This is a genomic window from Actinomycetospora lemnae, from assembly GCF_028737315.1.
GTDB lineage: Bacteria > Actinomycetota > Actinomycetes > Mycobacteriales > Pseudonocardiaceae > Actinomycetospora > Actinomycetospora lemnae.
Map to the genome: position 1 here is coordinate 373,284 of NZ_JAQZAO010000004.1, position 21,460 is coordinate 394,743.

Consider the following 21,460-nt stretch of genomic DNA (forward strand, 5'->3'; position numbering starts at 1 on the left):
TCCCGGCCACGGCGGCCCCCGCGCGTGGCTGGGACACTGGTGACGTGACCAGTACAGCGATGACGGGCACCGGCACGTCGAGCGTCGGGCGCAGCGCCGAGCTCTTCGCGCGCGCCGAGCAGGTGGTCCCGGGCGGGGTGAACTCCCCGGTCCGCGCCTTCCGGTCGGTCGGCGGCACCCCGCGGTTCATGGTGGCGGGCTCGGGGCCGTGGCTCACCGACGCCGACGGCCACCGCTACGTCGACCTGGTCAGCTCCTGGGGCCCGATGATCCTCGGGCACGCGCACCCCGCCGTCGTCGAGGCGGTGCGCGAGGCGGCGTCGGCGGGCCTGTCGTTCGGCACGCCGACCGGCGGCGAGGTCGACCTCGCCGAGGAGCTCGTGCGCCGCGTCGAGCCCGTCGAGCAGGTGCGCCTGGTCAACTCGGGCACCGAGGCGACGATGAGCGCGGTGCGCCTCGCCCGCGGGTTCACCGGGCGCAGCGTCGTCGTGAAGTTCGCCGGCTGCTACCACGGCCACGTCGACGCCCTGCTCGCCGAGGCGGGCTCCGGCGTCGCCACCTTCGGGCTGCCCTCGACGCCCGGCGTCACCGGCGCGCAGGCCACCGACACGATCGTCCTGCCCTACAACGACCTCGACGGCGTCGCGCAGGTGTTCGCCGAGCGCGGCCAGGACATCGCCTGCGTCATCACCGAGGCGGCCGCGGGCAACATGGGCGCGGTCGCCCCGGACGACGGCTTCAACGCCGGGCTCAAGCGGCTCTGCCAGGCCCACGGCGCGCTGCTGATCATCGACGAGGTGATGACGGGCTTCCGCGTCTCGTCCGCGGGCTGGTACGGCCTCGAGGGCGTCGCCGGCGACCTGTACTGCTTCGGCAAGGTCATGTCCGGCGGCCTGCCGGCCGCGGCGTTCGGTGGCCGCGCCGACGTCATGGCCCAGCTCGCCCCGGCCGGTCCCGTCTACCAGGCGGGCACGCTCGCCGGGAACCCCGTGGCCGTGGCGGCGGGGCTCACGACGTTGCGGCACGCGACCCCGGAGGTCTACACGGCGCTGGACGCGAACGCCGACCGCCTGCACGGCCTGTTCACCGACGCGCTCACCGAGGCCGGGGTCGTGCACACGATCCAGCGCGCGGGCTCGCTGATCTCGATCCGCTTCGCCGAGGGGGTGGGGCGCGACTACGACGACATGCGCGCCGCCGAGACCTGGCGCTTCCCGCCGTTCTTCCACGCCCTGCTCGACCACGGCGTCTACGCCCCGCCGAGCGTGTTCGAGGCGTGCTTCATCTCCGCCGCGCTCGACGACGACGCGTTCTCGGTGATCGCCGACGCGCTGCCGGTCGCGGCGCGGGCGGCGGCCGCGGCGACGGCGCCGGAGGCTTCGTGAGCGCTGAGGGCACGGTCCGCACCACCGTCCACCTCGTCCGGCACGGTGAGGTCCACAACCCCGAGAAGATCCTCTACGGGCGCCTGCCCGGCTACGGCCTCTCCGACCGGGGACGCGAGCAGGCGCTGCGGGTGGCCGCGCACCTCGGGGGCCACCACGTCGCGGCGCTGTTCGTCTCGCCGATGCAGCGCGCGCAGGAGACCGCCGTGCCCATCGCCGAGGCGCTGGACCTGACGCCGGTCACCGACGAGCGCCTGATCGAGGCCGGCAACGCGTTCGAGGGGCTCACGGTCGGGGTCGGCGACGGCGCGCTGCGCCGGCCCGAGTACTGGCCGCTGCTGCGCAACCCGTTCCGCCCGTCGTGGGGCGAGCCGTACCTCGAGATCGCGCACCGCATGCTCGGCGTCGTCCACCGCGCGCGGACCGCGGCGGCCGGGCACGAGGCGGTGTGCGTGTCGCACCAGCTCCCGATCTGGACCCTGCGCCGCTTCCTGGCCGGCGAGCGGCTCTGGCACGACCCGCGCCGCCGGCAGTGCTCGCTCGGCTCGGTGACGAGCTTCCTCTTCGACGACGAGAGCCTCGCCGACATCGCCTACGCCGAGCCCGGCGGCGTCACCGACCCGACGGCCACGGGGGCCTGACGTGCGCGCGCTCCTGCTGGTGCTGGCGACGCTGCTGCTCGTCGCCGGCTGCTCGTCGGACGCCCCGGAGGGCGAGTTCACCTTCGGCGGCGCCGGCGGGCGGACCACCGTCGTCTACGACCCGCCCGAGACCCGCGGCGTGCTGCCGCCGGTGAGCGGGGAGAGCCTGCTCGAGCCCGGCCGGCAGCTCTCGACCGAGGCGTGGCGGGGTCAGGTCGTCGTGCTCAACGTGTGGGGCTCGTGGTGCGGGCCGTGCCGGGCGGAGGCCGACGCCCTCGACCAGGTCGCCGTCGCGTCGGCACCCCGCGGCGTGCAGTTCCTCGGGATCGACGTCCGCGACCAGCGCAGCGCGGCCGCCGACTTCGTGCGCGACCGCGGCGTCGTCTACCCGTCGATCTTCGACCCGCCGGGCCGGTCGCTGCTCGTGCTGCGCGGCTATCCGCGCAACGCGGTGCCGTCGACGATCGTGCTGGACCGCCAGCACCGGGTCGCGGCGGTCTTCCTCACCGCGGTGCTGGCCTCGGACCTCCAGCCCGTGGTCGACCGCGTCGCGGCGGAGCCGGCCCGGGCCAGCTGATCGCCTCCCGCGGCGTCGCCCGATCTGGGAGGCTCGTCCCAGGACCGCTCCCCGGGGGTTTGGCTTTGCTCATCTTCGGCACCCGCCGCACCGTCACGCAGCTCGCCATGGTCGTGCTGACGTGCGTGAACTGTCACCGCTCGGCCGCCAACGCGGTGATCAAGGCGGTCACGAAGTTCACGCTGTTCTTCATCCCGCTCTTCCCGATCCGCACCCGGTACGCGACGCAGTGCACGGCCTGCGGCTTCCTCATGTGGATCGACAAGGGCCAGGCCGAGCAGCTCCGGCAGGCCCCGCCGGCCGGCCCCGCGGGCCCGCCGCCGCTGCCCGGGCAGTACCAGGCGGGCCAGTACCAGCCGGGGCCGTCCCCGCACCAGTACCCCCAGCAGCAGTACCCCCAGCAGGGGTCGGCGCCGGGGATGCCCGGCGCCGCCCCCTGGGCCCCGTCCCACGACGGCGGCACGAACGGCCACGCGGCGCGGGGTCACCAGTAGCGAGCAGCCGCTACCCGCCGCGGCGGGCGACGAAGTCGGCGCGCGCCCGCGCCGGGCGGCCGTCCGTCCGCGGGCCGGTGCGGCGTGGGGCGGCGGGGCGTGGGACGGCGGGGCTTGGGGCGGCGGGGCGGTCATCGGTGCCCGTCGACCGGCCGCGGGCCGCGGCCCGGCGCTCGGCGCGGTTGGCGGGAGCGGGCTGGGGTGTGGGGACGTCTCGCACGGTTGACCTCCTGGTGTGGTCGGCGGACGCCGCCGGCGCCGGGCGACCAGGCAGCCCTCACGGTCACGAGGGAGATCGACATCGACCGCACGGGCTCCCGGGTCGACGCCCGGGACGCGGGCGGCGGGAGGGCAGCGGAGGGGGCGCGGGCCGCTGGCGGGCCCCGCGCCTCAGGAGTCGATGTCCACGAGCGGGGACGGTAGGAGGCGTCCGGCTCCCGGCGCCACCGGTTTTCCGGGGACGGTCACTCCACGGCGTCCTCGTCTCCTACGACACATCGTCGGAGATCGGCCCCCGTGCTCACGCGCGCACGACCGGCGCGTCCTACCCTGGACGGGTCATGAACCTGACCGAGGTGGCCACGTCCGGCCCCGTCCTGCTCGCGGTGCTGCTGTCGGTGGCCGCGGGCGCGGTCAGCTTCGCCTCGCCCTGCGTCGTGCCGCTGGTGCCGGGCTACCTCGCCTACCTCGCCGGTCTCGTCGGGGCCGACGCCCCGGCCGTCACCGAGGACGAGGCCCGCGTCCAGGCCGCCGAGCGCCGCGCGGCGGTGACGGGCGAGCTCCCCGCCGCGGGCACGGCCACGGCGGCACCCCGCCGGTCGCGACGCCTCCGGGTCGCCGGCGCGGCGGCGCTGTTCGTGCTCGGGTTCACGGTGGTGTTCGTCGTCGGCCTCGGCTCGGTCGTCTGGCTCGCCGACGCCCTGCTCGCCAACGAGGCGCTGCTGCAGCGTCTCGGGGGCGTGGTCACCGTGGCCATGGGCCTCGTGTTCCTCGGCCTCGTGCCCGCGCTGCAGCGCGACAGCCGCCCGCACTGGGTCCCGCGCACGGGCCTGCTCGGCGCGCCCCTGCTCGGCGCGACGTTCGGGCTGGGCTGGACGCCGTGCCTCGGCCCGACGCTCGCCGGGGTCGTCGCGCTGGCCAGCGGCACGGACGCCGGGTCGGCGGGGGTCCGCGGGATCGTCCTGCTGCTCGCCTACTGCGTCGGGCTCGGCGTGCCGTTCGTGCTCATCGCGCTGGGCGCGGGGCGGGCCGTGCGGGCCCAGGCCTGGCTGCGGCGGCACAGCCGGCGCATCCAGATCGTCGGCGGCGTCGCGCTGGTCGTCGTCGGCCTGCTGCTCGCCACCGGCCTGTGGGCCGAGATCGTCGCCCTGCTGCGCGGACCCGTCGCCGGCTTCACCACTCCTCTGTAGGCACCATGACCTCCACCCTGCAGGCACCCCCGGGCGAGGCGGGCCCGCCGCCGACCCGGCCGGGCCCGGGCCGGCGCGCCCTCGCGCTCGCCCGCAACACCTGGCGCGGCCTGACGAGCATGCGCACCGCGCTGATCCTGCTCTTCCTGCTCGCCGTGGCCGCCCTGCCCGGCGCGCTGCTGCCCCAGCGCACGCCGAGCCCCAACGCCGTCGACGACTACCTCACCCAGCACCCCACCCTCGGCCCGTTCTTCGACGACCTCGGCCTCTTCGACGTCTTCGCGACCCCGTGGTTCGCGGCGATCTACCTGCTGCTGTTCGTCTCGCTCATCGGCTGCCTCGTGCCGCGTTCGTTCGAGCACGTGCGCGGCCTGCGCGCCGAGCCCGTGTCGGTGCCCCGCAACCTCGCCCGCCTGCCCCACCACGCGCAGGGCTCGTCGGACGAGGACCCGGACGCGGTCGTCGACGCCGCGCGCCGGCGGCTGCGGGGCTGGAAGGTCGCGGTGCGCTCGGAGCCGGGCGGTGTGCGGACGCTGTCGGCGGAGAAGGGCGCGCTGCGCGAGGTCGGCAACCTGGTCTTCCACCTCAGCCTCGTCGCGCTGCTCGGCGGCATCGCCGTCGGCAAGCTCGTCGGCTACGAGGGCCAGGTCATCGTCATGGCCGACGGCAGCGAGTTCTGCAACAGCGGCATCTACGCCTACGACTCGTTCCGCCCCGGGCTGCAGGTCGACGGCACCGGCCTCGACCCGTTCTGCCTCACGGTCGACGACTTCCGCGCGACCTTCCGCCCCGACGGCCAGCCCGACTCGTTCGACGCGACCGTCCGCTACCAGGACACCGACGCCGTCGAGCGCGGCGACGGGGCGTGGCAGCAGCACGACCTCGCGGTCAACGCCCCGCTGCGCGTCGACGGCGAGCGGGTCTACCTGCTCGGGCACGGCTACGCCCCGCGCTTCACCGTGACCTTCCCGAACGGCGAGCAGCGCGTCGGCCTGATCCAGTGGCGCCCCGTCGACCAGGCGACCCTGCTCTCCGAGGGTGCGACGAAGATCGACCCGCCGGGCGTCACCGACGAGTCCGAGCGCCGCCGCTCCCAGCTCGCGATCACCGGCCTGTTCGCGCCCACGTCCTCGGGCGGCGGGCTGGTCACCTCGGTGTTCCCGGCGCCGAACGACCCGGAGGTCGCGGTCGACGTCCTGCGCGGCGACCTCGGCCTCGACTCGGGGCGCGCCCAGTCGATCTTCTCGGTGGACCAGGGCATGGTCGAGCAGGGCCGGCTCGTGCGCGTCGCCCGCGAGAACATCAAGCCCGGCGGCGAGATCACGCTCGACGACGGCACCCGCATCCGCTTCGACGGCGTCGAGAACTGGGTGTCGCTGCAGGTCTCGCACGACCCCGCCCAGACCGCGGTGCTCCTGGCCGCGATCGCGCTGCTCGGCGGGCTGACGCTGTCGCTGACGGTGCGCCGGCGCCGGTTCTGGGTGCGGGCGAGCCCGACGCTGCCGTCTACGACAGATGGTCGTACATTGGTGGTCCTCGGGGGCCTGGCCCGGACCGACCGGGCGGGCTACGGCGAGGAGTTCGGCCGGCTCGCCGCCGACCTGGTCCCGCCGCGCGACGACACCGGGGACGGCGAGCGGGGACGGGCGCGGCCCGACCCGGCGGTCCCCGAGGACGAGCTCGACGAGCTCCACGACGACGAGGTGCCCGAGGGCCCCGCGCCCGACCGGAAGGACGACGATGGTCGTTGACGCCCAGCTGGGCCAGTTCGGTGACCTGCTGTTCGGCTCCGCGCTCGCGGTCTACGTGCTCGCGATGATCCTGCACGCCGTCGAGCACGCCCTGCTGCGGCGCACGGGCACCGAGGAGGAGAGCGCCGCCCGGGTGCCCGTGGCGGCCGGGGTCACCGGGGCGGCCGCCCGCGCCGACGAGGGGCTCTCCGCCGAGGGCGCGGTCGTGGCCGCCGACCTCGACGAGCAGGACGCCCGCGAGGCCGACGCCCCGGCGCGCCGGCCCCGCAGCCGCGCCGAGCGCTTCGGGCGCACCGGGGTCTCGCTGACCGTGCTGGGCTTCGGCCTGCACCTCGCGATGCTCGTCGTGCGCGGCCTCGCCGCCCAGAGGGTGCCGTGGGGCAACATGTACGAGTTCACCGCGGCGATCTCGCTGGTCGCGGTGGGCGCCTGGCTCGTGGTGCTGCGCCGCCGGCCCGAGCTGCGGCGCCTCGGCGCGTTCGTGCTCCTGCCGGTGATCGTGCTGATGTTCCTCGCCGGCACCGTCCTCTACACGCAGACCGCGCCGGTGGTGCCCGCGCTGCGCTCGTACTGGCTCGTGGTGCACGTGTCCGCGGCGGTGATCGCCTCGGGGATCCTGCTGCTCGCCGGCGTCGCCAGCTGCCTCTACCTGCTGCGCGCGGCGCACGAGTCGAGCGGGCGCTTCGCCTGGACCTCCCGTCTGCCCTCGGCCGACGTGCTCGACCGCGTCGCGTACCGGGCCACGGCGATCGCCTTCCCGATCTGGACGTTCGCGGTGATCACCGGGGCGATCTGGGCCGAGGCGGCCTGGGGCCGCTACTGGGGCTGGGACCCCAAGGAGACGACGGCGTTCATCGCCTGGATCGTGTACGCCTGCTACCTACACGCCCGGTCGACGGCCGGCTGGCGCGGGCGCCGCGCGGCCGTGATCAACGTGGTCGGCTTCGCGGTCATGGTGTTCAACCTCTTCTTCGTCAACCTCGTCGTCACGGGCCTCCACTCGTACGCCGGCGTCGGCTGAGCCGGAGGGGCCACGCGGCGGACCCCCGGCTGCGCCGTTCCGGTCGTTCGGATCTCCCCGACGGGATACGGTGCGGCGCGCACGTGACGAGGGAGGACCGTGGCGATGGAATCCAGGGACGACGCCGGCGCCGAGCGCGAGGCGGGCGACGCAGCGCAGCGGAGCCCGACCCTGGCGAGCGGCCAGCCGCGTGACGCGGCGGCCGGGGCCTCCCCGTCCGATCCCGCGGCCACGCCCGGCTCCGGGGCCGACGAGCCGGCCGCGAGCACGCCGTCCGACACCGGCGTCACGGCCTCGCCCGGGTCCTCGTCCGGGTCCTCGTCCGGGACGCCGTCCGGCGCGCCGGGGGACGCGCACGGAGTGGCGGCGCCGGCCGACTCGCCCGAGACCACGCGCCGCGTCGACACCGCCGAGGCCGCCCGGGGTGACGCCCCCCAGCCGCGGCACCCGGGCTTCGACCCGCGCGCCGGCACCGGCCCGACCGGGCGCGTCGCCGGCCCGCCCGCCGACCGGGCGCCCGTCGCCGGCCGCTTCACGACGCCGGGTCGTGGTGCCTCGGCGGCCGCGAACGGCGGTCCGAACGGCGGGCCCTACGACCTCTCGTCCGCCCAGCTGCTGCGGCCCAGCAAGCGCCCGCCGCAGACGGGGTGGCGGCGCGCGCTCTTCGTCGGCACGGGCGGGCTGGTCAACCCCGGCGAGAGCCAGGGCGACGCGGCCCGGCGCGAGCTCATCGCGCGGGTCAACCAGCCGCTGCACGGCTGCTACAAGATCGCGATGCTGAGCCTCAAGGGCGGCGTCGGCAAGACGACCATGACCACGACGCTCGGCTCCACGTTCGCGTCCCTGCGCGGCGACCGCGTCATCGCCGTCGACGCCAACCCCGACCGCGGCACGCTGAGCCAGAAGATCCCGCTGGAGACCACGGCGACGGTGCGCCACCTGCTCCGGGACGCCGACCGGGTGCGGCGCTACTCCGACGTGCGCGCCTACACCTCCCAGGGCCCGTCGCGGCTGGAGATCCTCGCCAGCGAGCAGGACCCGGCGGTGTCCGAGGCGTTCAGCGAGGTCGACTACCGGCGCACGGTGACGCTGCTCGAGCACTTCTACAACGTCGTGCTCACCGACTGCGGCACCGGCCTCATGCACTCGGCGATGAAGGGCGTCCTCGACGTCGCCGACTCCCTGCTCATCGTCTCGTCGGCCTCGATCGACGGGGCCCGCAGCGCGTCGGCCACCCTCGACTGGCTCGACGCCCACGGCTACCGCGACCTCGTGTCCCGCTCGGTCGCCGTCATCAACTACGTGCGCCGGTCGTCGGGCAACGTCGACCTCGACCGCGTGTCCGACCACTTCGCGGCCCGGTGCCGCGCGGTCGTGCGCCTGCCGTTCGACCCGCACCTGGAGGAGGGCGCGGAGATCGAGCTGGACAAGCTCGCCTCCCGCACCCGCGCCGCCCTGCTCGAGCTCGCCGCGACCGTCGCCGACGACTTCGGCCGCGCCGGGTCGCGCGTGCGGCGCCCGGTCCTGCCGCGCTGAGCACACACGACGAGGGGCGCCCCGGTTCGGGGCGCCCCTCGTCGGTGAGCGGTGAGCCGTCGGCCCTCAGGTCGAGGGCGGGTCCTCGCGCTGGATCTTCTCGTCCAGTGACCGGAGGAACTCCGGGTCGTCGTCCGGGGCGACGGGTCGGCGCTGCGGGCGCCGGGGGGAAGCCTGACGGGTCGGGCCCGTCGGCGCGTCCTCGACCATGCCGCCGGGTCCGCCGTCGCTTCCGGCCTGCGCCGCCTGGGCGGCCATCACCTTCCACAGCAACGTCCCCACGACGACCAGGACCAGCACGGCCACGAGGAACGGGATCACTCGGACGCCTCCAGCATCTCGACGTCTCCGGCTCGCGGACGGCTCCGCGGGCCGGTCGTGCACCACGCTACCGGTCGCGCCGGGAGTCCGCGTGGCGTGCGGGAGGTAGCCGTCGGGTGACGGTCGGGTGCTCGGGACGAGCGGGACGGGTGGTGCGGGTGCGTTCCCCGGACGGCGCAGCGCGCCGGGCGGGGGATCGACGCGCACGACCGGCGACGCCACGGCCGCCGGTCGCCCCGCGTCGTCGAACGGTCCTGGTGGCGAGCGGTCCTAGTGGTGCGCCTCGCTGGTGAGCCCGTCGAGCAGCGTGCGGACCTCGGACTCGCGGAAGCGGCGGTGCCCACCCGGGGTGCGGATGGAGCCGATGCGGCCGGCGGAGGCCCACCGGGTGACGGTCTTGGGGTCGACGCGGAACATCGCCGCGACCTCGCCCGGGGTCATGAGCCGCTCGCTGGCGTCGTGAGCGATGGTCATGTCACTCCACCTTCCCTATCGCTTCACACCGTGCCCGTGCCGCCGGGGCCCGGAGTGCCGGGCCGAGGGCGGAGCGGACGTAACACAGCGAATCGTGACACCCGACCCCGTACGTACTCGAACGCTTGTATCCAGGTAAAGGGACCACAAAGGACGAAAAGGGACATCGGGGGCGGGGTGACGAGCTCCCGCGGTCTCCCCGTGCGTCCCGCCCGCGGCTGCCTACCCTGGTGGCGTGAGCTCCCAGGAACCCGGTTCCGCCGAGGCCGCCGGCACCGTGAGCAGCGAGCACGAGCCGGCTGCCGCCCCGTCCGCTGCCCCGGCGTCCTCCACCACCCCGACCCCACCGGCTGCCGCGGGCACCACCGGCAGCGTGGCCCTGGCGATCGTGCTCTACGTGGGCGCGCGCCTGGTGGTCGTCGCCGTCCTCGCGGGCGTCCTCGTGGCCGTCGGGCTGCCCCTGCTCGTGGCGCTGCTGATCGCGTTCGTCGTGGCCCTGCCGCTGTCGTTGTTCCTGTTCCGCGGCCTGCGGACCCGGCTCGCCGCCGAGGTCGACGCGGCCACCGCCACCCGCCGCGAACGCCGTGAGCGCCTGCGCGCCGAGCTCCGCGGCGACGTGGACGGGGAGGTGCGGGAGTAGAGGGCTCGCCGACCCCGCGGCGCGGGGCTCAGGTCAGCGCCAGCCCCAGCGCCGTGGCCGCCGACCACACGAGCAGGCCGAGGGCGGTGTCGCGCAGCACCGGGATGAGCTGCGGGCCCGTCGAGCCCGCCAGCACCCGGCGCAGGGCGGGGCCGAGCAGGATCAGCGCCAGCAGCCCGGCGAGCGCGCCCCAGGCGCGCAGGCTGAGGACCAGGGTCATCCCCAGCGGCACCACGACGAGCGCGGCGTAGAGCACGCGGGTGTCGCGGTCGCCGAGGACCACCGCGAGCGTGCGCTTGCCGGTCTCGATGTCCGAGCCGATGTCGCGCAGGTTGTTCGCGACGAGCACCGCGCAGGCGAGCAGCCCGACGCCCACCGAGGCGCCGATCCCGAGGCCGCTCGCCCGGCCGGTCTGGACGAACTCGGTGCCGAGCACCGCGACGGGCCCGAAGAACACGAACACCGCGATCTCGCCCAGCCCGCGGTAGCCGTAGGGCCGCGAGCCGCCGGTGTAGAACCACGCGCCGAGCAGGCACACGGCGCCGACGACGATGAGCCACCAGTGCCCGCTGTAGAGCGAGAGCGCGACGCCGGCGACCGCGGCGATCCCGAAGCAGGTGAAGGCGGCGCGCTTGACCTTGTACGGCTGGGCCGCCCCGGAGCCGACGAGGCGCAGGGGGCCGACGCGGTCGTCGTCGGTGCCTCGCACGCCGTCGGAGTAGTCGTTGGCGTAGTTCACGCCGATGACGAGCGCCACCGACACGACGAGCGCGAGCACCGCGGCCGGCGCGTCGAACCCGGCCACCCCGGCCGCTGCTCCGGTCCCCGCGAGCACCGGCGCGATCGCCGTGGGCAGCGTGCGCGGCCGGGCCCCCTCCACCCACTCCGCGACGGTCGCCACGACCGGCGACCCTACTGGCCGCCGGTGATCAGGTCAGCTAGGCGCAGGGCGGCAGCGGCGGCGCGCCCTGGATCCAGGCGGCGGGCACGTAGCGATCGGGGCGGGTGCGCAACCACAGGTTGCTGGTGCCCTGGGTGCCCGCGACGGTGCTGCCCGCGACCTGGCACTGCACCTCGACCTGGGCGCCGTCGCCGACCACCCCGCTGTCGGCGGCCGCCACGTCCGCGCCGGCCCGCTCGACCACCGGCCCGGCGCCGTTGGTGACCGCCCGCCCGAGTGCGGCGGACTTCGCCGTCCACAGGTAGTCGACGGTGACGAAGGCGTTGGTGCGCAGGCCCAGACCCCAGAAGGTGCCGTCGGCGAGGTCGATGCCCGCCGGGTTCCTGACCTGGCGCCCGAACCCGTCGCGCCCACCGTTGTGCTTGTCCTCGTACGCCGCCTGGGCCTGCGGACGGCCCTGCGGGAGGTCCTTCCACTGCTCCCGCTGGGCGGGCGGGTTCCAGTAGTCGTCCTTGGTGTTCCAGGGCCCGACGTCCCAGACGGGGACGGTCGCGCAGCGCCCGGCGTCGGTGCAGACCCGCACGCTGTAGTCCCCGCGACCCTTCGGCGACAGGGCGCGGCGCGAGGGCAGGGCGACGAACTGATCGTTGGCCACGATGCGGTGCCCGTTGGCGGTGGTCCCGCCGACGAGGCCCTCGCGGGTGGCGAACACCCGGTGGCTCGCCCGCGGGGTGATGGCGCGCGGGTCGGTGGGCACCTGGTCGGCGAGCACCTCGAGGCTGCGCACCACCGGTCCCGGCACGCCCGCCGGGGCGAGCAGCGCGAGGCGGGCGGCGACGGTGCGCGTGGGCTCGGGGAGGATCGCCGGCGCGCCGGGGGCGACCGGGATCCACTCCGTCCACTGGCCGTCGGCGTCCTGGCCACGGACGTCGACGGTGACCTCGGTGCCGGCCGGCACGTCGCCCTCGACGGGGGCCTCGATGTGGTTGACCGGGGTGGCGAACTGGTGCGCGCCGAGGTCGAGCAGGCCCTGGCGCTGGGCGCCGCGCAGCGCGGCGGGCCCGGTCTCGGTGCCGTCGCGGGTGGTGCTCAGGCGGGCGGTGCCCTGGGCGACCTCGACCCCGGTCGTCGTCCCGGCCAGCGGCGGGGCCCAGCGCTGCGGGCCCTCGTCGACGGCCTGGTGGTCGTCGCGCGGTACCGGTGCGCCGATGCCCGGCGGGGGGTCGGCGCGCGCGACGGGGGTGCCGAGCGCGGTGGCGAGGGTCAGGGCGGTCGTCAGGACCCCGGCGGCCACGACGAGTCCTGTCCGTCGCGTCCGCGGGGCCCCGACGACGCGCCCGGCGGGGGCCTGGGGTCGCGTCGTGTCGGTGCGCACGCTGCAGTGAACGGCCCGGTCGCGGACCCGGGTGCCGACTCGGACGGAGATCCGCTCGATGGCGTGTCATCCGGTCGAGGGTTTCGCCACCCGTCCGGCGCGTCGTCTCGACGTCGTCGCGTACGTGGTGCAGACGTGCGGGGCCTCCGGGGCTCCTGTGGGTGAGTGCCTGGGGGTCCGGTGGAGCGGGGTCAGACGGTACGGCGCAGCCGGAGCGCCACGACGGCGATCCACACCATGGCCGTGATCGCGCCGATCGCGAGGGTGAGCGTCCCGGCGATCATGTGCCGTAGGCGTGCCAGGAGACCAGCGGCAGGTCGCCACCGGGCGCGCGGCGACCCTGCGCCGGCTGCGCGGGCGCGGGTGAGCCCCGCCGATCAGGGGCCGGGATCACCCGGCGGTCAGCGGGTGCGACGGCCCGCACGTCATTACCGTGGAAGCGTGTATCCCTCGACGGCGCAGGCCCACGTCGTCGTCGACGAGTGGGTCCGGGCCGGGGTGACGGACGCGGTCGCGTGCCCCGGCTCGCGCAACGCGCCGCTGCTCGTCGCCCTCGACGCCGCCGACCGCGAGGGCCGGCTGCGCCTGCACGTGCGCATCGACGAGCGTGGCGCCGGCTTCCTCGCGGTCGGGCTCGGCACGGTCACCGGGCGCGTGGTGCCGGTGGTCGTCACGTCCGGCACCGCGGTCGCGAACCTGCACCCCGCGGTGCTCGAGGCGTCCCGCGCCGGGGTGGGGCTGCTCGTCGTCAGCGCCGACCGCCCCGTCGAGCTCGTCGGCAGCGGCGCCAACCAGACCGTCGACCAGGTCGGGCTCTTCGGCGACGCCGCGCGGGCCTCGGTGGTCATGCCGCTCGCCGAGGACCGGCCCGGCGCCGCCCGCACCTGGCGCGCCGTCGTCGCCCGCGCCCTCGACCGCGCGGTCGGCACCAGCGGCGGCGACCCGGGCCCGGTGCAGCTCGACGTGCCGCTGCGCGAGCCGCTGCTCGACCCCGCCGACGACGCCCCCGGCGAGCCCGACCCCGCGCTCGCCGGACGGCCCGACGGCGCCCCCTGGACCCGCACGGTCGCCGCGCCGCCGTCGTCCGCGCTCGCGCCCCTGCCGCTGCGCGCCGGGGTGCGCACCCTCGTCGTCGCCGGGTTCGGCGGCGCCACCGTGCCGGCCGGGACCCGTCTGCCCGAGGGCGTCCCGGTGCTCGCCGAGCCCACCTCGCCGCTGTGGTCGGACCCGCAGGGCGGCTGCGCGCTGCGCGCCGGCACCTGGGTGCTGCCCGCCGCGCTCGACGGCGTGCGCGACGACCTGCGCCCCGAGCAGGTCGTCGTCCTCGGTCGCCCGACGCTGCACCGCGCCGTGTCCCGCCTGCTCGCCGACCCCGGCGTCGAGGTCCTCGCCGTCCCGGCCGTCGCCCCGACCGGCGGGCGGCCACGGCCCGGCTGGACCGACGTCGCCGGCGCGGTGAGCGCCGTCGGCGCGCTCCCCGACCCCGACGACTGGAAGCCCGACGCCGCGTTCGCCGCCGCCTGGGCCGACGCCGACGACCGCGCCGTGGGCGTGCTCGGCCGCACCCCGACCGGTGCCCCCGCGGCGGCGCACCCGGGCATCCCGGGGGACGGGCCGGCGCTGGCCGCGGCCACGGTCGCCGCGCTCCCGTCGGGGGCGCACCTCGTGGTCGGCGCGTCCGCCCCGATCCGCGACGTCTCGCTCGCCGCGACGCCCCGCGCCGACGTCACCGTGCACTCGGCGCGCGGCGTCTCGGGCATCGACGGCGCCGTCTCGCTCGCCGTCGGGGTCGCGCTCGGGCACGGCGGGCCGACGTACGCGCTGCTCGGCGACCTGACGTTCCTGCACGACACCAACGGCCTGCTCGTCGGGCCCGAGGAGCCGCGCGGCGAGCTGGTCGTCGTGGTCGCCAACGACGACGGCGGCGGGATCTTCACCACCCTCGAGCAGGGGGCCCCGCGCTACACCGCGGCCTTCGAGCGCGTCTTCGGCACGCCGCACGGCACCGACCTCGCCGCGCTCTGCGCCGCCCACCGTGTGCCCCACCAGCGGGCCGAGGCGACCGAGCTCCCGGCGCTGCTCGCCCCCACGGGCCGGTCGGGGACGCGGGTCGTCGAGGTGCGCATCGACCGGGCCACCCGGCGCGCGTCGGCGGAGCGCACCGCCGCCGCGGTGCGGGAGGCCGTGACCGGGGAGCCCCACGACTGACCCGGCGCCCGGTGTGAGCCGGGCGTGAGCCCGGTGAGTGACGCGTTCGTTCCCGCACGCGGCCACCACGGCGGATCCGCGAGAATGCGGCGGCCCTTGGGCGGGGCGACGAAGGGAGTGCGGCAGGCGTGCTGGTGCTGGTGGTGGCGCACGCGGTGGCGGCGCTGGCCGCGCCCGCGCTCGTCCGGGTCCTCGACCGGCGCGCGTTCCCGGTCCTCGCGCTCGTGCCGGCGGCGACCTTCGCGTGGATCCTCGCCCAGCTGCCCGCGGTGCTCGCCGGGACGGTGCCCGAGCAGGTCGTCCCGTGGATCCCCGCCCTCGGCGTCGACATCGCGCTGCGCCTGGACGCCCTCGCGGCCACGGTGTCGCTGCTGGTCACCGGGGTCGGCGCGCTCGTGCTCCTCTACTGCACCCGCTACTTCCCGGTCGGCGCGCGCGGGCTGGGCCGCTTCGCCGGGGTGCTGACGGCGTTCGCGGGCGCGATGCTCGCGCTCGTCTGGTCCGACGACGTGTTCGTGCTCTACGTCTGCTGGGAGCTCACGACCGTCTTCTCGTTCCTGCTCGTCGGCCACGACGCGCACAAGCGGGCGAGCCGCGCCGCGGCGGTGCAGGCGCTCGTCGTCACCGCGGCCGGCGGGCTGACGATGCTGGTCGGGCTCGTCGTGCTCGCGCAGGCCGCGGGCACCACGCGCATCTCGGCGCTGGTCGCCTGGTTCGCCGGCCCGGCGCCGGTGTCCGCGGCGATCGTGGCCGGCGTCGTCTGCGTGCTCGTCGGCGCGATCACGAAGTCCGCGCTCGTGCCGTTCCACTTCTGGCTGCCCTCGGCGATGGCGGCGCCCACCCCGGTCAGCGCCTACCTGCACGCCGCGGCGATGGTGAAGGCCGGCGTCTACCTCGTCCTGCGCCTCGCGCCCGGGCTCGCCGACGTCGAGCCGTGGCGCCCGCTGGTCGCCGCGCTCGCGGTGACGACGATGCTGCTCGGCGGACTGCAGGCGCTGCGCCAGCACGACCTCAAGCTGGTCCTCGCCCACGGCACGGTGTCCCAGCTCGGGTTCATGATCCTGCTCGCCGGGGCCGGCACCCGCGACGGCGCGCTCGCGGCCCTCGGGCTGGTCGTCGCGCACGCGCTGTTCAAGGCGTGCCTGTTCCTCGTCGTCGGCGTCATCGACCGGCGGGCCGGCACCCGTGACCTGCGCGAACTGTCCGGGCTCGGGCGCCGCGCCCCGGTGCTCGCGACGGCCGCGATCCTCGGCGCCGCGTCGATGGCGGGGCTGCCGCCGCTGCTCGGGTTCGTCACCAAGGAGGGCTCGTTCGAGGCGTTCCTGCACGACGCCTACGGCGACGCGGCGGTGCCGCTGCTGGCGCTCGTGGTGCTGGGCTCGGTGCTCACGGTGGCGTACAGCACGCGCTTCGTGTGGGGCGCGTTCTGGCGCAAGCCGGGCGTCGAGGTGGTCACCTGGGACGCGCCGGGGCCGCTGTTCGCGACCGCGCCGGTCGTGCTCGGCGCCGCCGGGCTCGCGGCCGGCGTCGGGGTGAGCGCGCTGTCGCCGCTGCTCGTCGCGTACGCCGACACCCTGCCCGTGAGCTACCCGACCCTGCTGGAGCTCGCCGTGATCCCGTCGGTCGGGACCGCCCTCGGGCTCTCCGTGCTCGCGGTGGTCCTCGGCTTCGTCGTCGGCCTGCCGGCCGTGAGCGCCCGCCTCACCGCCCGCCACCCGCTATCCCCGGTCCGCGCCGAGATCACCTGGCGCGGCGTGGTCCACGCGCTGGAGAACACCTCGCTGCGGGTCACGGCGCTCACCCAGCGCGGCTCGCTGTCCTGGATCCTGTCGACGATCTTCGTGGTGCTCGTCCTCGGCCCGGGGCTCGCGATGCTCCTCGGCGGCGGGCTCGGCGAGGTCCGCGTCGACCGGCTCGCCGACTCCCCGTTCCAGGTGCTCGCGGCCGTCATCGGCGGCGCGTGCGCGATCGTCGCCACCCGTGTGCGCCGGCGTCTCGGCGCGGTGCTGGTGGTCGGCGGGCTCGGCTACGCGATCGCGCTGATCTTCGCGCTGGCCGGCGCGCCCGACGTCGCGCTGACCCAGGCGCTGGTCGAGACGGCGACGCTCGTGGTGGTCGTGCTCGTGCTGCGCACGCTGCCCCGCGACATCGCCGACCGGCACACCCCGCGGCAGCGCGTGCGCCGCCTGCTCGTCGCCGTGCCGGTCGGGCTGCTCATGACCGGGCTGGGCGCGATCGCGCTCGCCGCCCGCAGCGCCGCCCCGGTGTCCGCGGCCTACCCCGCGCAGGCCTACGGCTTCGGCGCGGGCGCGAACGTCGTCAACGTGACCCTGGTCGACATCCGCGCCTGGGACACGATGGGCGAGCTCTCGGTCATCGTCGCCGCGGCGACCGGCGTCGCGAGCCTCGTGTTCCTGCACCGCCGCTCGGGCGCCCCGCCGCGGGCCGAGGCGCAGCCCGTCGTCACCCCGACCACGCGCGCCGGCGGCTGGCTGCGCTCCGCGCGCCGCGGCGACACCGACCGCGTGCTGCTCCTCGAGGTGATCACCCGCCTCGTCTTCCCGACGATGATGGTGGTCTCGATCTACTTCCTGTTCGCCGGCCACAACGCCCCCGGCGGCGGCTTCGCCGGCGGCCTCGTCGCGGGCCTCGCGCTGACGGTGCGCTACGTCGCCGGCGGGCGCTACGAGCTCGGCGAGGCGGTGCCGGTCGACGCCGGCCTGCTGCTCGGGCTCGGCCTGCTCTGCGCGGGCGGCACCGGGGTGGGTGCCCTGCTGCTCGGCGGCGAGGTCCTGCAGACCGCCGTGCTCGAGGGCGACGTCCCGGTGCTCGGGCACGTCAAGTTCGTGACCTCGCTGATCTTCGACATCGGCGTCTACCTCGTGGTCGTCGGGCTCGTGCTCGACGTGCTGCGCAGCCTGGGCGCCGAGCTGGACCGCCGGCGGCCGACCGGGGCGCCGCGCGAGGGCGGCCGGCCGGACTCCCGGCAGGAGGTGCCGTCGTGACCTCACCGATCGCCCTGCTCGCGCTCATCGGCGTGCTCTACACGGCCGGGGTCTACCTCATCCTGGAGCGCAGCCTGACCCGCGTGCTGCTCGGCATCCTCGTGCTCGGCAACGCCACGAACGTCCTCGTCATCGTCGCGGGCGGGCGCGCCGGCGCGCCGCCGCTCGTCGGCACCGCGCCGGAGTCCGCGATGAGCGACGCCCTGGTCCAGGCCCTGGTGCTGACGGCCATCGTCATCACGCTGGGCATCACCGCGTTCCTGCTCGCGCTCATCCACCGCACGTGGACCCTCGAGCGCGAGGACGACCTCACCGAGGACGTCGAGGACCGCTCGGTGCGCCGCCGCCTCGAGCGCGGCGAGCAGGCCGACGAGGAGGAGCTCGACACCACCGGCTGCGAGAACACCGCCGACACCGACCCGGACGACACCGAGGCGGCCCCGGACCCGGCGCCGGCCACCGTCGGGACCGGGCGGGAGGAGCCGACGTGAACCCCGGGTCGACGCTCCTGGCCACGCTCATGCCGCTGCCGGTGCTCCTGCCGCTGCTCGGCGCGGGGGCGACGCTCGTGCTCTCGCGGCGCCCGACGCTGCAGCGCGTGCTGTCGGTGGCCGTGCTCGCGGCCGTCGTGGTCATCGCCGCGCTGCTGCTCGTGGCGGCGGTGCAGAACGGCCCGATCGTCGTCACCGTCGGCTCGTGGCCGGTGCCGCTGGGGATCACGCTGGTCGCCGACCCGCTCTCGGCGCTCATGCTGCTGACGTCGATGTCGGTGACGCTCGCGGTGCTGGTCTACGCGATCGGGCAGGGCGTCTACGACCGCGACGAGGCCACCCCGATCACGATCTTCCACCCGACCTACCTCGTGCTCGCCGCGGGCGTGGCCAACGCGTTCCTGTCGGGGGACCTGTTCAACCTCTACGTGGGGTTCGAGGTCCTCCTGATGGCGAGCTACGTGCTGCTCACCCTCGGCGGCACCCGCTCGCGGGTGCGGGCGGGCGTCACGTACGTGGTCGTCAACGTCGTGTCGTCGCTGGTCTTCCTCGTCGGCATCGCGCTCGTCTACGCCGCGGTGGGGACGCTGAACCTCGCCCAGATCTCCACGCGCATGGAGGCGGTGCCGCCGGGCACGGCGCTCGCCATCCACCTCGTGCTGCTCACGGCGTTCGGCATCAAGGCCGCGGTGTTCCCGCTCTCGGCGTGGCTGCCCGACAGCTACCCGACCGCCGCCGCACCGGTCACCGCGGTGTTCGCCGGCCTGCTCACCAAGGTCGGCGTCTACTCGATCATCCGGACCGAGACGCTGATCTTCCCGGACTCGGCGGTGACGCAGACGCTCCTGCTGGTCGCGGCCGGGCTGACGATGCTCGTGGGCGCGCTCGGTGCGATCGCGCAGGCCGACATCAAGCGGATCCTGTCGTTCACGCTGGTCAGCCACATCGGCTACATGATCTTCGGGGTGGCGCTCGCGACCCCGCTCGGCGTGGCCGGCGCGGTGTTCTACGTCGTCCACCACATCACCGTGCAGGCCACGCTGTTCTGCGTCGTCGGGCTCGTCGAGGGCGTGGGCGGGTCGACGTCGGTGACCCGCCTGGGCGGGCTCATGCGCGCCTCGCCGATCCTCGCGGTGCTGTGGTTCGTCCCGGCGATCAACCTCGGCGGCATCCCGCCGCTGTCGGGGTTCGTGGGCAAGCTCGGGCTGGTGCAGGCCGGCGTCGCCGACGGCTCGGCGCTGGCCTGGGTGCTCGTCGCGGTCTCGGTGCTGACGAGCCTGCTCACGCTCTACGCCGTCACCAAGGTGTGGGTGCTCGCGTTCTGGCGCCCCGCCGAGCAGATCCCGGTCCCCGACGAGCCGGACCCGACGGCGGACCAGGACGAGGACGGCGGCGACGACGAACAGGAGGACGGCGTGCCCGCGGCGCGCGCCTCGTCGGACGGCGGCCTGCCGGGCGCGCCGGCGCCACGGACGGGCACGTTGACCAGCGTGCGCCCCGGCACCGCCCGCACGATCGCGGGCGCGGAGGGCAACACCGGCGCGGAGGTCGACTGGCCGGTGGCCCGGACGGCCCCGGCCGACGGCGTGCCGCTGCTCTCGGGGCGGCTGCTCGGCGCCCCGGGCGACCGGGTCTCGCGGCGCCTGCCGAAGGTCATGGCCGGTGCGACGTGCGCGCTCGTCGCGCTCGGCCTCGCGCTGACGGTGGTCGCGGGCCCGCTCTACGACGTCGCCGACCAGGCCGCGGTCGACCTCGTCGCGCGCACGCCGTACATCGACGCGGTGTTCGCGCAGACCGTCGACGACCGGGTGGCCCGGTGACCGGGGCCGGGGACCGGGCCCAGGGCCCCGTCCCGCCCGACACCGCCGGCCTGCTGCGCCGTGCGGCGCCGGTGGCGTGGCTGGTCCTGGTGTGGGTCCTGCTCTGGGGGACCTTCTCGTGGGCCAACGTGCTCGGCGGGCTCGTCGTCGCGCTCGTGGTGCTGACGGTCTTCCCGCTGCCCCCGGCGCCGGGGCGCGGGTGGCTGCGCCCGCTCGCGACGCTGCGGGCGGTCGGCCGGTTCGGCACCGACCTCGTCGTGTCGAGCCTGCAGGTGGCGTGGCAGTCGCTGGAGGCCCTGCGCCCCGGCCCCCCCATCCGCAGCTCGGTGATCGCGGTGCCGCTCGCGTCGTCGTCGGAGTTCGTCATGGCGGTCGTGACCGAGCTCCTCTCGCTCACGCCGGGCAGCGTGGTGATCGAGGTCCGGCCCGAGGAGCGCACGCTCTGGGCGCACGTGCTCGGCGCGGACGACGACGCGGCCGTCGCCGCCTTCCGCGAGCAGGTCGCCCGGCTCGAGGCCGACGTGGTCGCCGCGCTCGGCCGGCCCGCCGCGCCGGTGACCTACGCGCCCGGGACCGACGGACACGCGGCCCACCGGGAGGGATCGTGACCGGACTGCCCGCCCTGCTCGACGGGGTCCTCGTCGTCTGCCTCGTGCTGCTGGGGCTGTCGGCCGTGCTCGTCGTCGTGCGCCTGCTGCGTGGCCCGTCGGGGCTCGACCGGCTCGTGGCCCTGGACGTCCTCGTCGCCGAGTTCCTCGTCGGGCTCGTCGTGTACGCCGCGCTCACGGGCAACTCCGCGCTCGTGCCCGTGGTGGTGGCGATCAGCCTCGTCGGCTTCCTCGGCTCGACGACGGTCGCGCGGTTCGTGCGCCGGGGGACCGACCGGTGAGCGCGCCGACGGCGCCCCCGGGCGAGAGCGGGCTCGAGGTCGCGCTCGACGCGGTGGGCACGGTATCGATCGTGGTCGGGGTGCTGCTGGCCCTCGTCGCGTCCGTCGGCCTGCTGTCGCTGCCCGACGTCCTGAGCCGCATGCACGCGGCCACCAAGCCCCAGGTGCTGGGCCTGCTGCTCGTCGTCATCGGGGGCGCCCTGCACCTGCGCACGAGCGTCGACGTGTGGATGCTCGTGCTGGTCGGGGCGTTCCAGCTGGTCACGGCGCCGGTGACCGCGCACGTCGTCGGACGGCTCGCGCACCGCGGCGACGGCGTGCGCCGGGACCTGCTGCACGTCGACGAGCTCACCGACCGGCCCGACACCACCGATCCGGGCCCCGACGAGCCCGAGCCCGACGAGCCCGAGCCGGAGGAGCCCGAGCCGGCGACGCGGGGCCGCGGTCGGGACGGCACGGGCCACGCCGACGGGGACGGCACGGGTCGGCGGAGGGGGCGCGACGGTGCTCCCTAGACTCGGT

General features: G+C 76.0%; 20 protein-coding genes. 16 read left to right on the plus strand and 4 right to left on the minus strand.

Going from position 1 to position 21,460, the window contains the following annotated elements; translation table 11 throughout:
- Positions 1-59: 59 nt before the first annotated feature.
- The 8 genes from hemL (at position 60) to PGB27_RS11380 (ending at position 8,814) form a co-directional block, all read left to right on the plus strand.
- Positions 60-1,385, plus strand: a complete 1,326-nt coding sequence (hemL, locus tag PGB27_RS11345; RefSeq protein WP_274200617.1) for a glutamate-1-semialdehyde 2,1-aminomutase — start codon at positions 60-62, stop codon at positions 1,383-1,385.
- On the plus strand, positions 1,382-2,026 hold the full coding sequence (locus PGB27_RS11350) for a histidine phosphatase family protein (protein ID WP_274200469.1): 645 nt from the start codon (positions 1,382-1,384) through the stop codon (positions 2,024-2,026). The genes hemL and PGB27_RS11350 overlap by 4 nt, the downstream gene beginning before the upstream one ends.
- A 1-nt stretch (position 2,027) precedes the next feature.
- Positions 2,028-2,603 (plus strand): TlpA family protein disulfide reductase, encoded by a 576-nt coding sequence (locus PGB27_RS11355; RefSeq protein WP_274200470.1) that lies wholly within the window; start codon positions 2,028-2,030, stop codon positions 2,601-2,603.
- 65 nt (positions 2,604-2,668) lie between these two features.
- Positions 2,669-3,097 carry a zinc-ribbon domain-containing protein gene (locus PGB27_RS11360; protein WP_274200471.1) on the plus strand — a complete coding sequence of 143 codons (429 nt, stop codon included), beginning with the start codon at positions 2,669-2,671 and terminating at the stop codon, positions 3,095-3,097.
- A gap of 560 nt (positions 3,098-3,657) precedes the next feature.
- Positions 3,658-4,506, plus strand: coding sequence for a cytochrome c biogenesis CcdA family protein (locus PGB27_RS11365; RefSeq protein WP_274200472.1), 849 nt, complete (start codon positions 3,658-3,660; stop codon positions 4,504-4,506).
- A 5-nt stretch (positions 4,507-4,511) separates the two neighbouring features.
- On the plus strand, positions 4,512-6,257 hold the full coding sequence (gene resB, locus PGB27_RS11370) for a cytochrome c biogenesis protein ResB (RefSeq protein ID WP_274200473.1): 1,746 nt from the start codon (positions 4,512-4,514) through the stop codon (positions 6,255-6,257).
- Positions 6,247-7,278 (plus strand): c-type cytochrome biogenesis protein CcsB, encoded by a 1,032-nt coding sequence (gene ccsB / locus PGB27_RS11375; protein ID WP_274200474.1) that lies wholly within the window; start codon positions 6,247-6,249, stop codon positions 7,276-7,278. The genes resB and ccsB overlap by 11 nt, the downstream gene beginning before the upstream one ends.
- Before the next feature lie 105 nt (positions 7,279-7,383).
- A complete protein-coding gene (locus tag PGB27_RS11380) occupies positions 7,384-8,814 on the plus strand; it encodes an AAA family ATPase (protein ID WP_274200475.1) in 1,431 nt (476 codons plus the stop codon).
- Between the two features lie 66 nt (positions 8,815-8,880).
- Here PGB27_RS11380 and PGB27_RS11385 read toward each other — a convergent pair whose 3' ends face one another.
- Both PGB27_RS11385 and PGB27_RS11390 read right to left on the minus strand, forming a co-directional pair.
- Positions 8,881-9,135: a hypothetical protein gene (locus PGB27_RS11385; RefSeq protein ID WP_274200476.1), complete on the minus strand. Its 255-nt coding sequence runs from the start codon at positions 9,133-9,135 to the stop codon at positions 8,881-8,883.
- A 270-nt stretch (positions 9,136-9,405) separates the two neighbouring features.
- Positions 9,406-9,609: a BldC family transcriptional regulator gene (locus PGB27_RS11390; protein WP_274200477.1), complete on the minus strand. Its 204-nt coding sequence runs from the start codon at positions 9,607-9,609 to the stop codon at positions 9,406-9,408.
- Between the two features lie 235 nt (positions 9,610-9,844).
- Here PGB27_RS11390 and PGB27_RS11395 point away from each other — a divergent pair, with 235 nt between their 5' ends.
- Positions 9,845-10,249: a DUF4229 domain-containing protein gene (locus tag PGB27_RS11395; protein ID WP_274200478.1), complete on the plus strand. Its 405-nt coding sequence runs from the start codon at positions 9,845-9,847 to the stop codon at positions 10,247-10,249.
- 28 nt (positions 10,250-10,277) lie between these two features.
- Here the strand turns inward: PGB27_RS11395 and PGB27_RS11400 are convergent, their stop codons facing one another.
- Together PGB27_RS11400 and PGB27_RS11405 are read right to left on the minus strand one after the other, a co-directional pair.
- Complete coding sequence (locus PGB27_RS11400) at positions 10,278-11,150, minus strand: 1,4-dihydroxy-2-naphthoate polyprenyltransferase (RefSeq protein WP_274200479.1); 873 nt, start codon at positions 11,148-11,150, stop codon at positions 10,278-10,280.
- 37 nt (positions 11,151-11,187) lie between these two features.
- Positions 11,188-12,444, minus strand: a complete 1,257-nt coding sequence (locus PGB27_RS11405; RefSeq protein ID WP_274200480.1) for a hypothetical protein — start codon at positions 12,442-12,444, stop codon at positions 11,188-11,190.
- A gap of 522 nt (positions 12,445-12,966) precedes the next feature.
- Here PGB27_RS11405 and menD point away from each other — a divergent pair.
- The 7 genes from menD (at position 12,967) to mnhG (ending at position 21,453) form a co-directional block, all read left to right on the plus strand.
- Positions 12,967-14,733, plus strand: a complete 1,767-nt coding sequence (menD, locus tag PGB27_RS11410; RefSeq protein ID WP_274200481.1) for a 2-succinyl-5-enolpyruvyl-6-hydroxy-3-cyclohexene-1-carboxylic-acid synthase — start codon at positions 12,967-12,969, stop codon at positions 14,731-14,733.
- A 128-nt stretch (positions 14,734-14,861) separates the two neighbouring features.
- The gene (locus tag PGB27_RS11415) at positions 14,862-17,738 is read left to right on the plus strand and encodes a Na+/H+ antiporter subunit A (RefSeq protein ID WP_274200482.1); all 2,877 of its coding nucleotides are present in this window, start codon (positions 14,862-14,864) and stop codon (positions 17,736-17,738) included.
- Positions 17,735-18,229 carry a Na(+)/H(+) antiporter subunit C gene (locus tag PGB27_RS11420; RefSeq protein ID WP_274200483.1) on the plus strand — a complete coding sequence of 165 codons (495 nt, stop codon included), beginning with the start codon at positions 17,735-17,737 and terminating at the stop codon, positions 18,227-18,229. The genes PGB27_RS11415 and PGB27_RS11420 overlap by 4 nt, the downstream gene beginning before the upstream one ends.
- Entirely contained in the window at positions 18,226-20,049 is a 1,824-nt protein-coding gene (locus PGB27_RS11425; RefSeq protein ID WP_274200484.1) for a Na+/H+ antiporter subunit D, read from the plus strand. Before PGB27_RS11420 ends, PGB27_RS11425 begins: the two co-directional genes overlap by 4 nt.
- Positions 20,046-20,657: a Na+/H+ antiporter subunit E gene (locus tag PGB27_RS11430; protein ID WP_274200485.1), complete on the plus strand. Its 612-nt coding sequence runs from the start codon at positions 20,046-20,048 to the stop codon at positions 20,655-20,657. The genes PGB27_RS11425 and PGB27_RS11430 overlap by 4 nt, the downstream gene beginning before the upstream one ends.
- Positions 20,654-20,938: a monovalent cation/H+ antiporter complex subunit F gene (locus PGB27_RS11435; protein WP_274200486.1), complete on the plus strand. Its 285-nt coding sequence runs from the start codon at positions 20,654-20,656 to the stop codon at positions 20,936-20,938. Before PGB27_RS11430 ends, PGB27_RS11435 begins: the two co-directional genes overlap by 4 nt.
- Positions 20,935-21,453, plus strand: coding sequence for a monovalent cation/H(+) antiporter subunit G (gene mnhG, locus PGB27_RS11440; protein WP_274200487.1), 519 nt, complete (start codon positions 20,935-20,937; stop codon positions 21,451-21,453). Before PGB27_RS11435 ends, mnhG begins: the two co-directional genes overlap by 4 nt.
- Positions 21,454-21,460: the final 7 nt, after the last annotated feature.

Coding starts and splice junctions, on each gene's coding strand:
- ccsB (WP_274200474.1), top strand. CDS start 6,247: ATGGTCGTTGACGCCCAGCTGGGCCAGTTCGGTGACCTGCTGTTCGGC.
- resB (WP_274200473.1), top strand. CDS start 4,512: ATGACCTCCACCCTGCAGGCACCCCCGGGCGAGGCGGGCCCGCCGCCG.
- PGB27_RS11380 (WP_274200475.1), top strand. CDS start 7,384: ATGGAATCCAGGGACGACGCCGGCGCCGAGCGCGAGGCGGGCGACGCA.
- PGB27_RS11390 (WP_274200477.1), bottom strand. CDS start 9,609: ATGACCATCGCTCACGACGCCAGCGAGCGGCTCATGACCCCGGGCGAG.
- hemL (WP_274200617.1), top strand. CDS start 60: ATGACGGGCACCGGCACGTCGAGCGTCGGGCGCAGCGCCGAGCTCTTC.
- PGB27_RS11365 (WP_274200472.1), top strand. CDS start 3,658: ATGAACCTGACCGAGGTGGCCACGTCCGGCCCCGTCCTGCTCGCGGTG.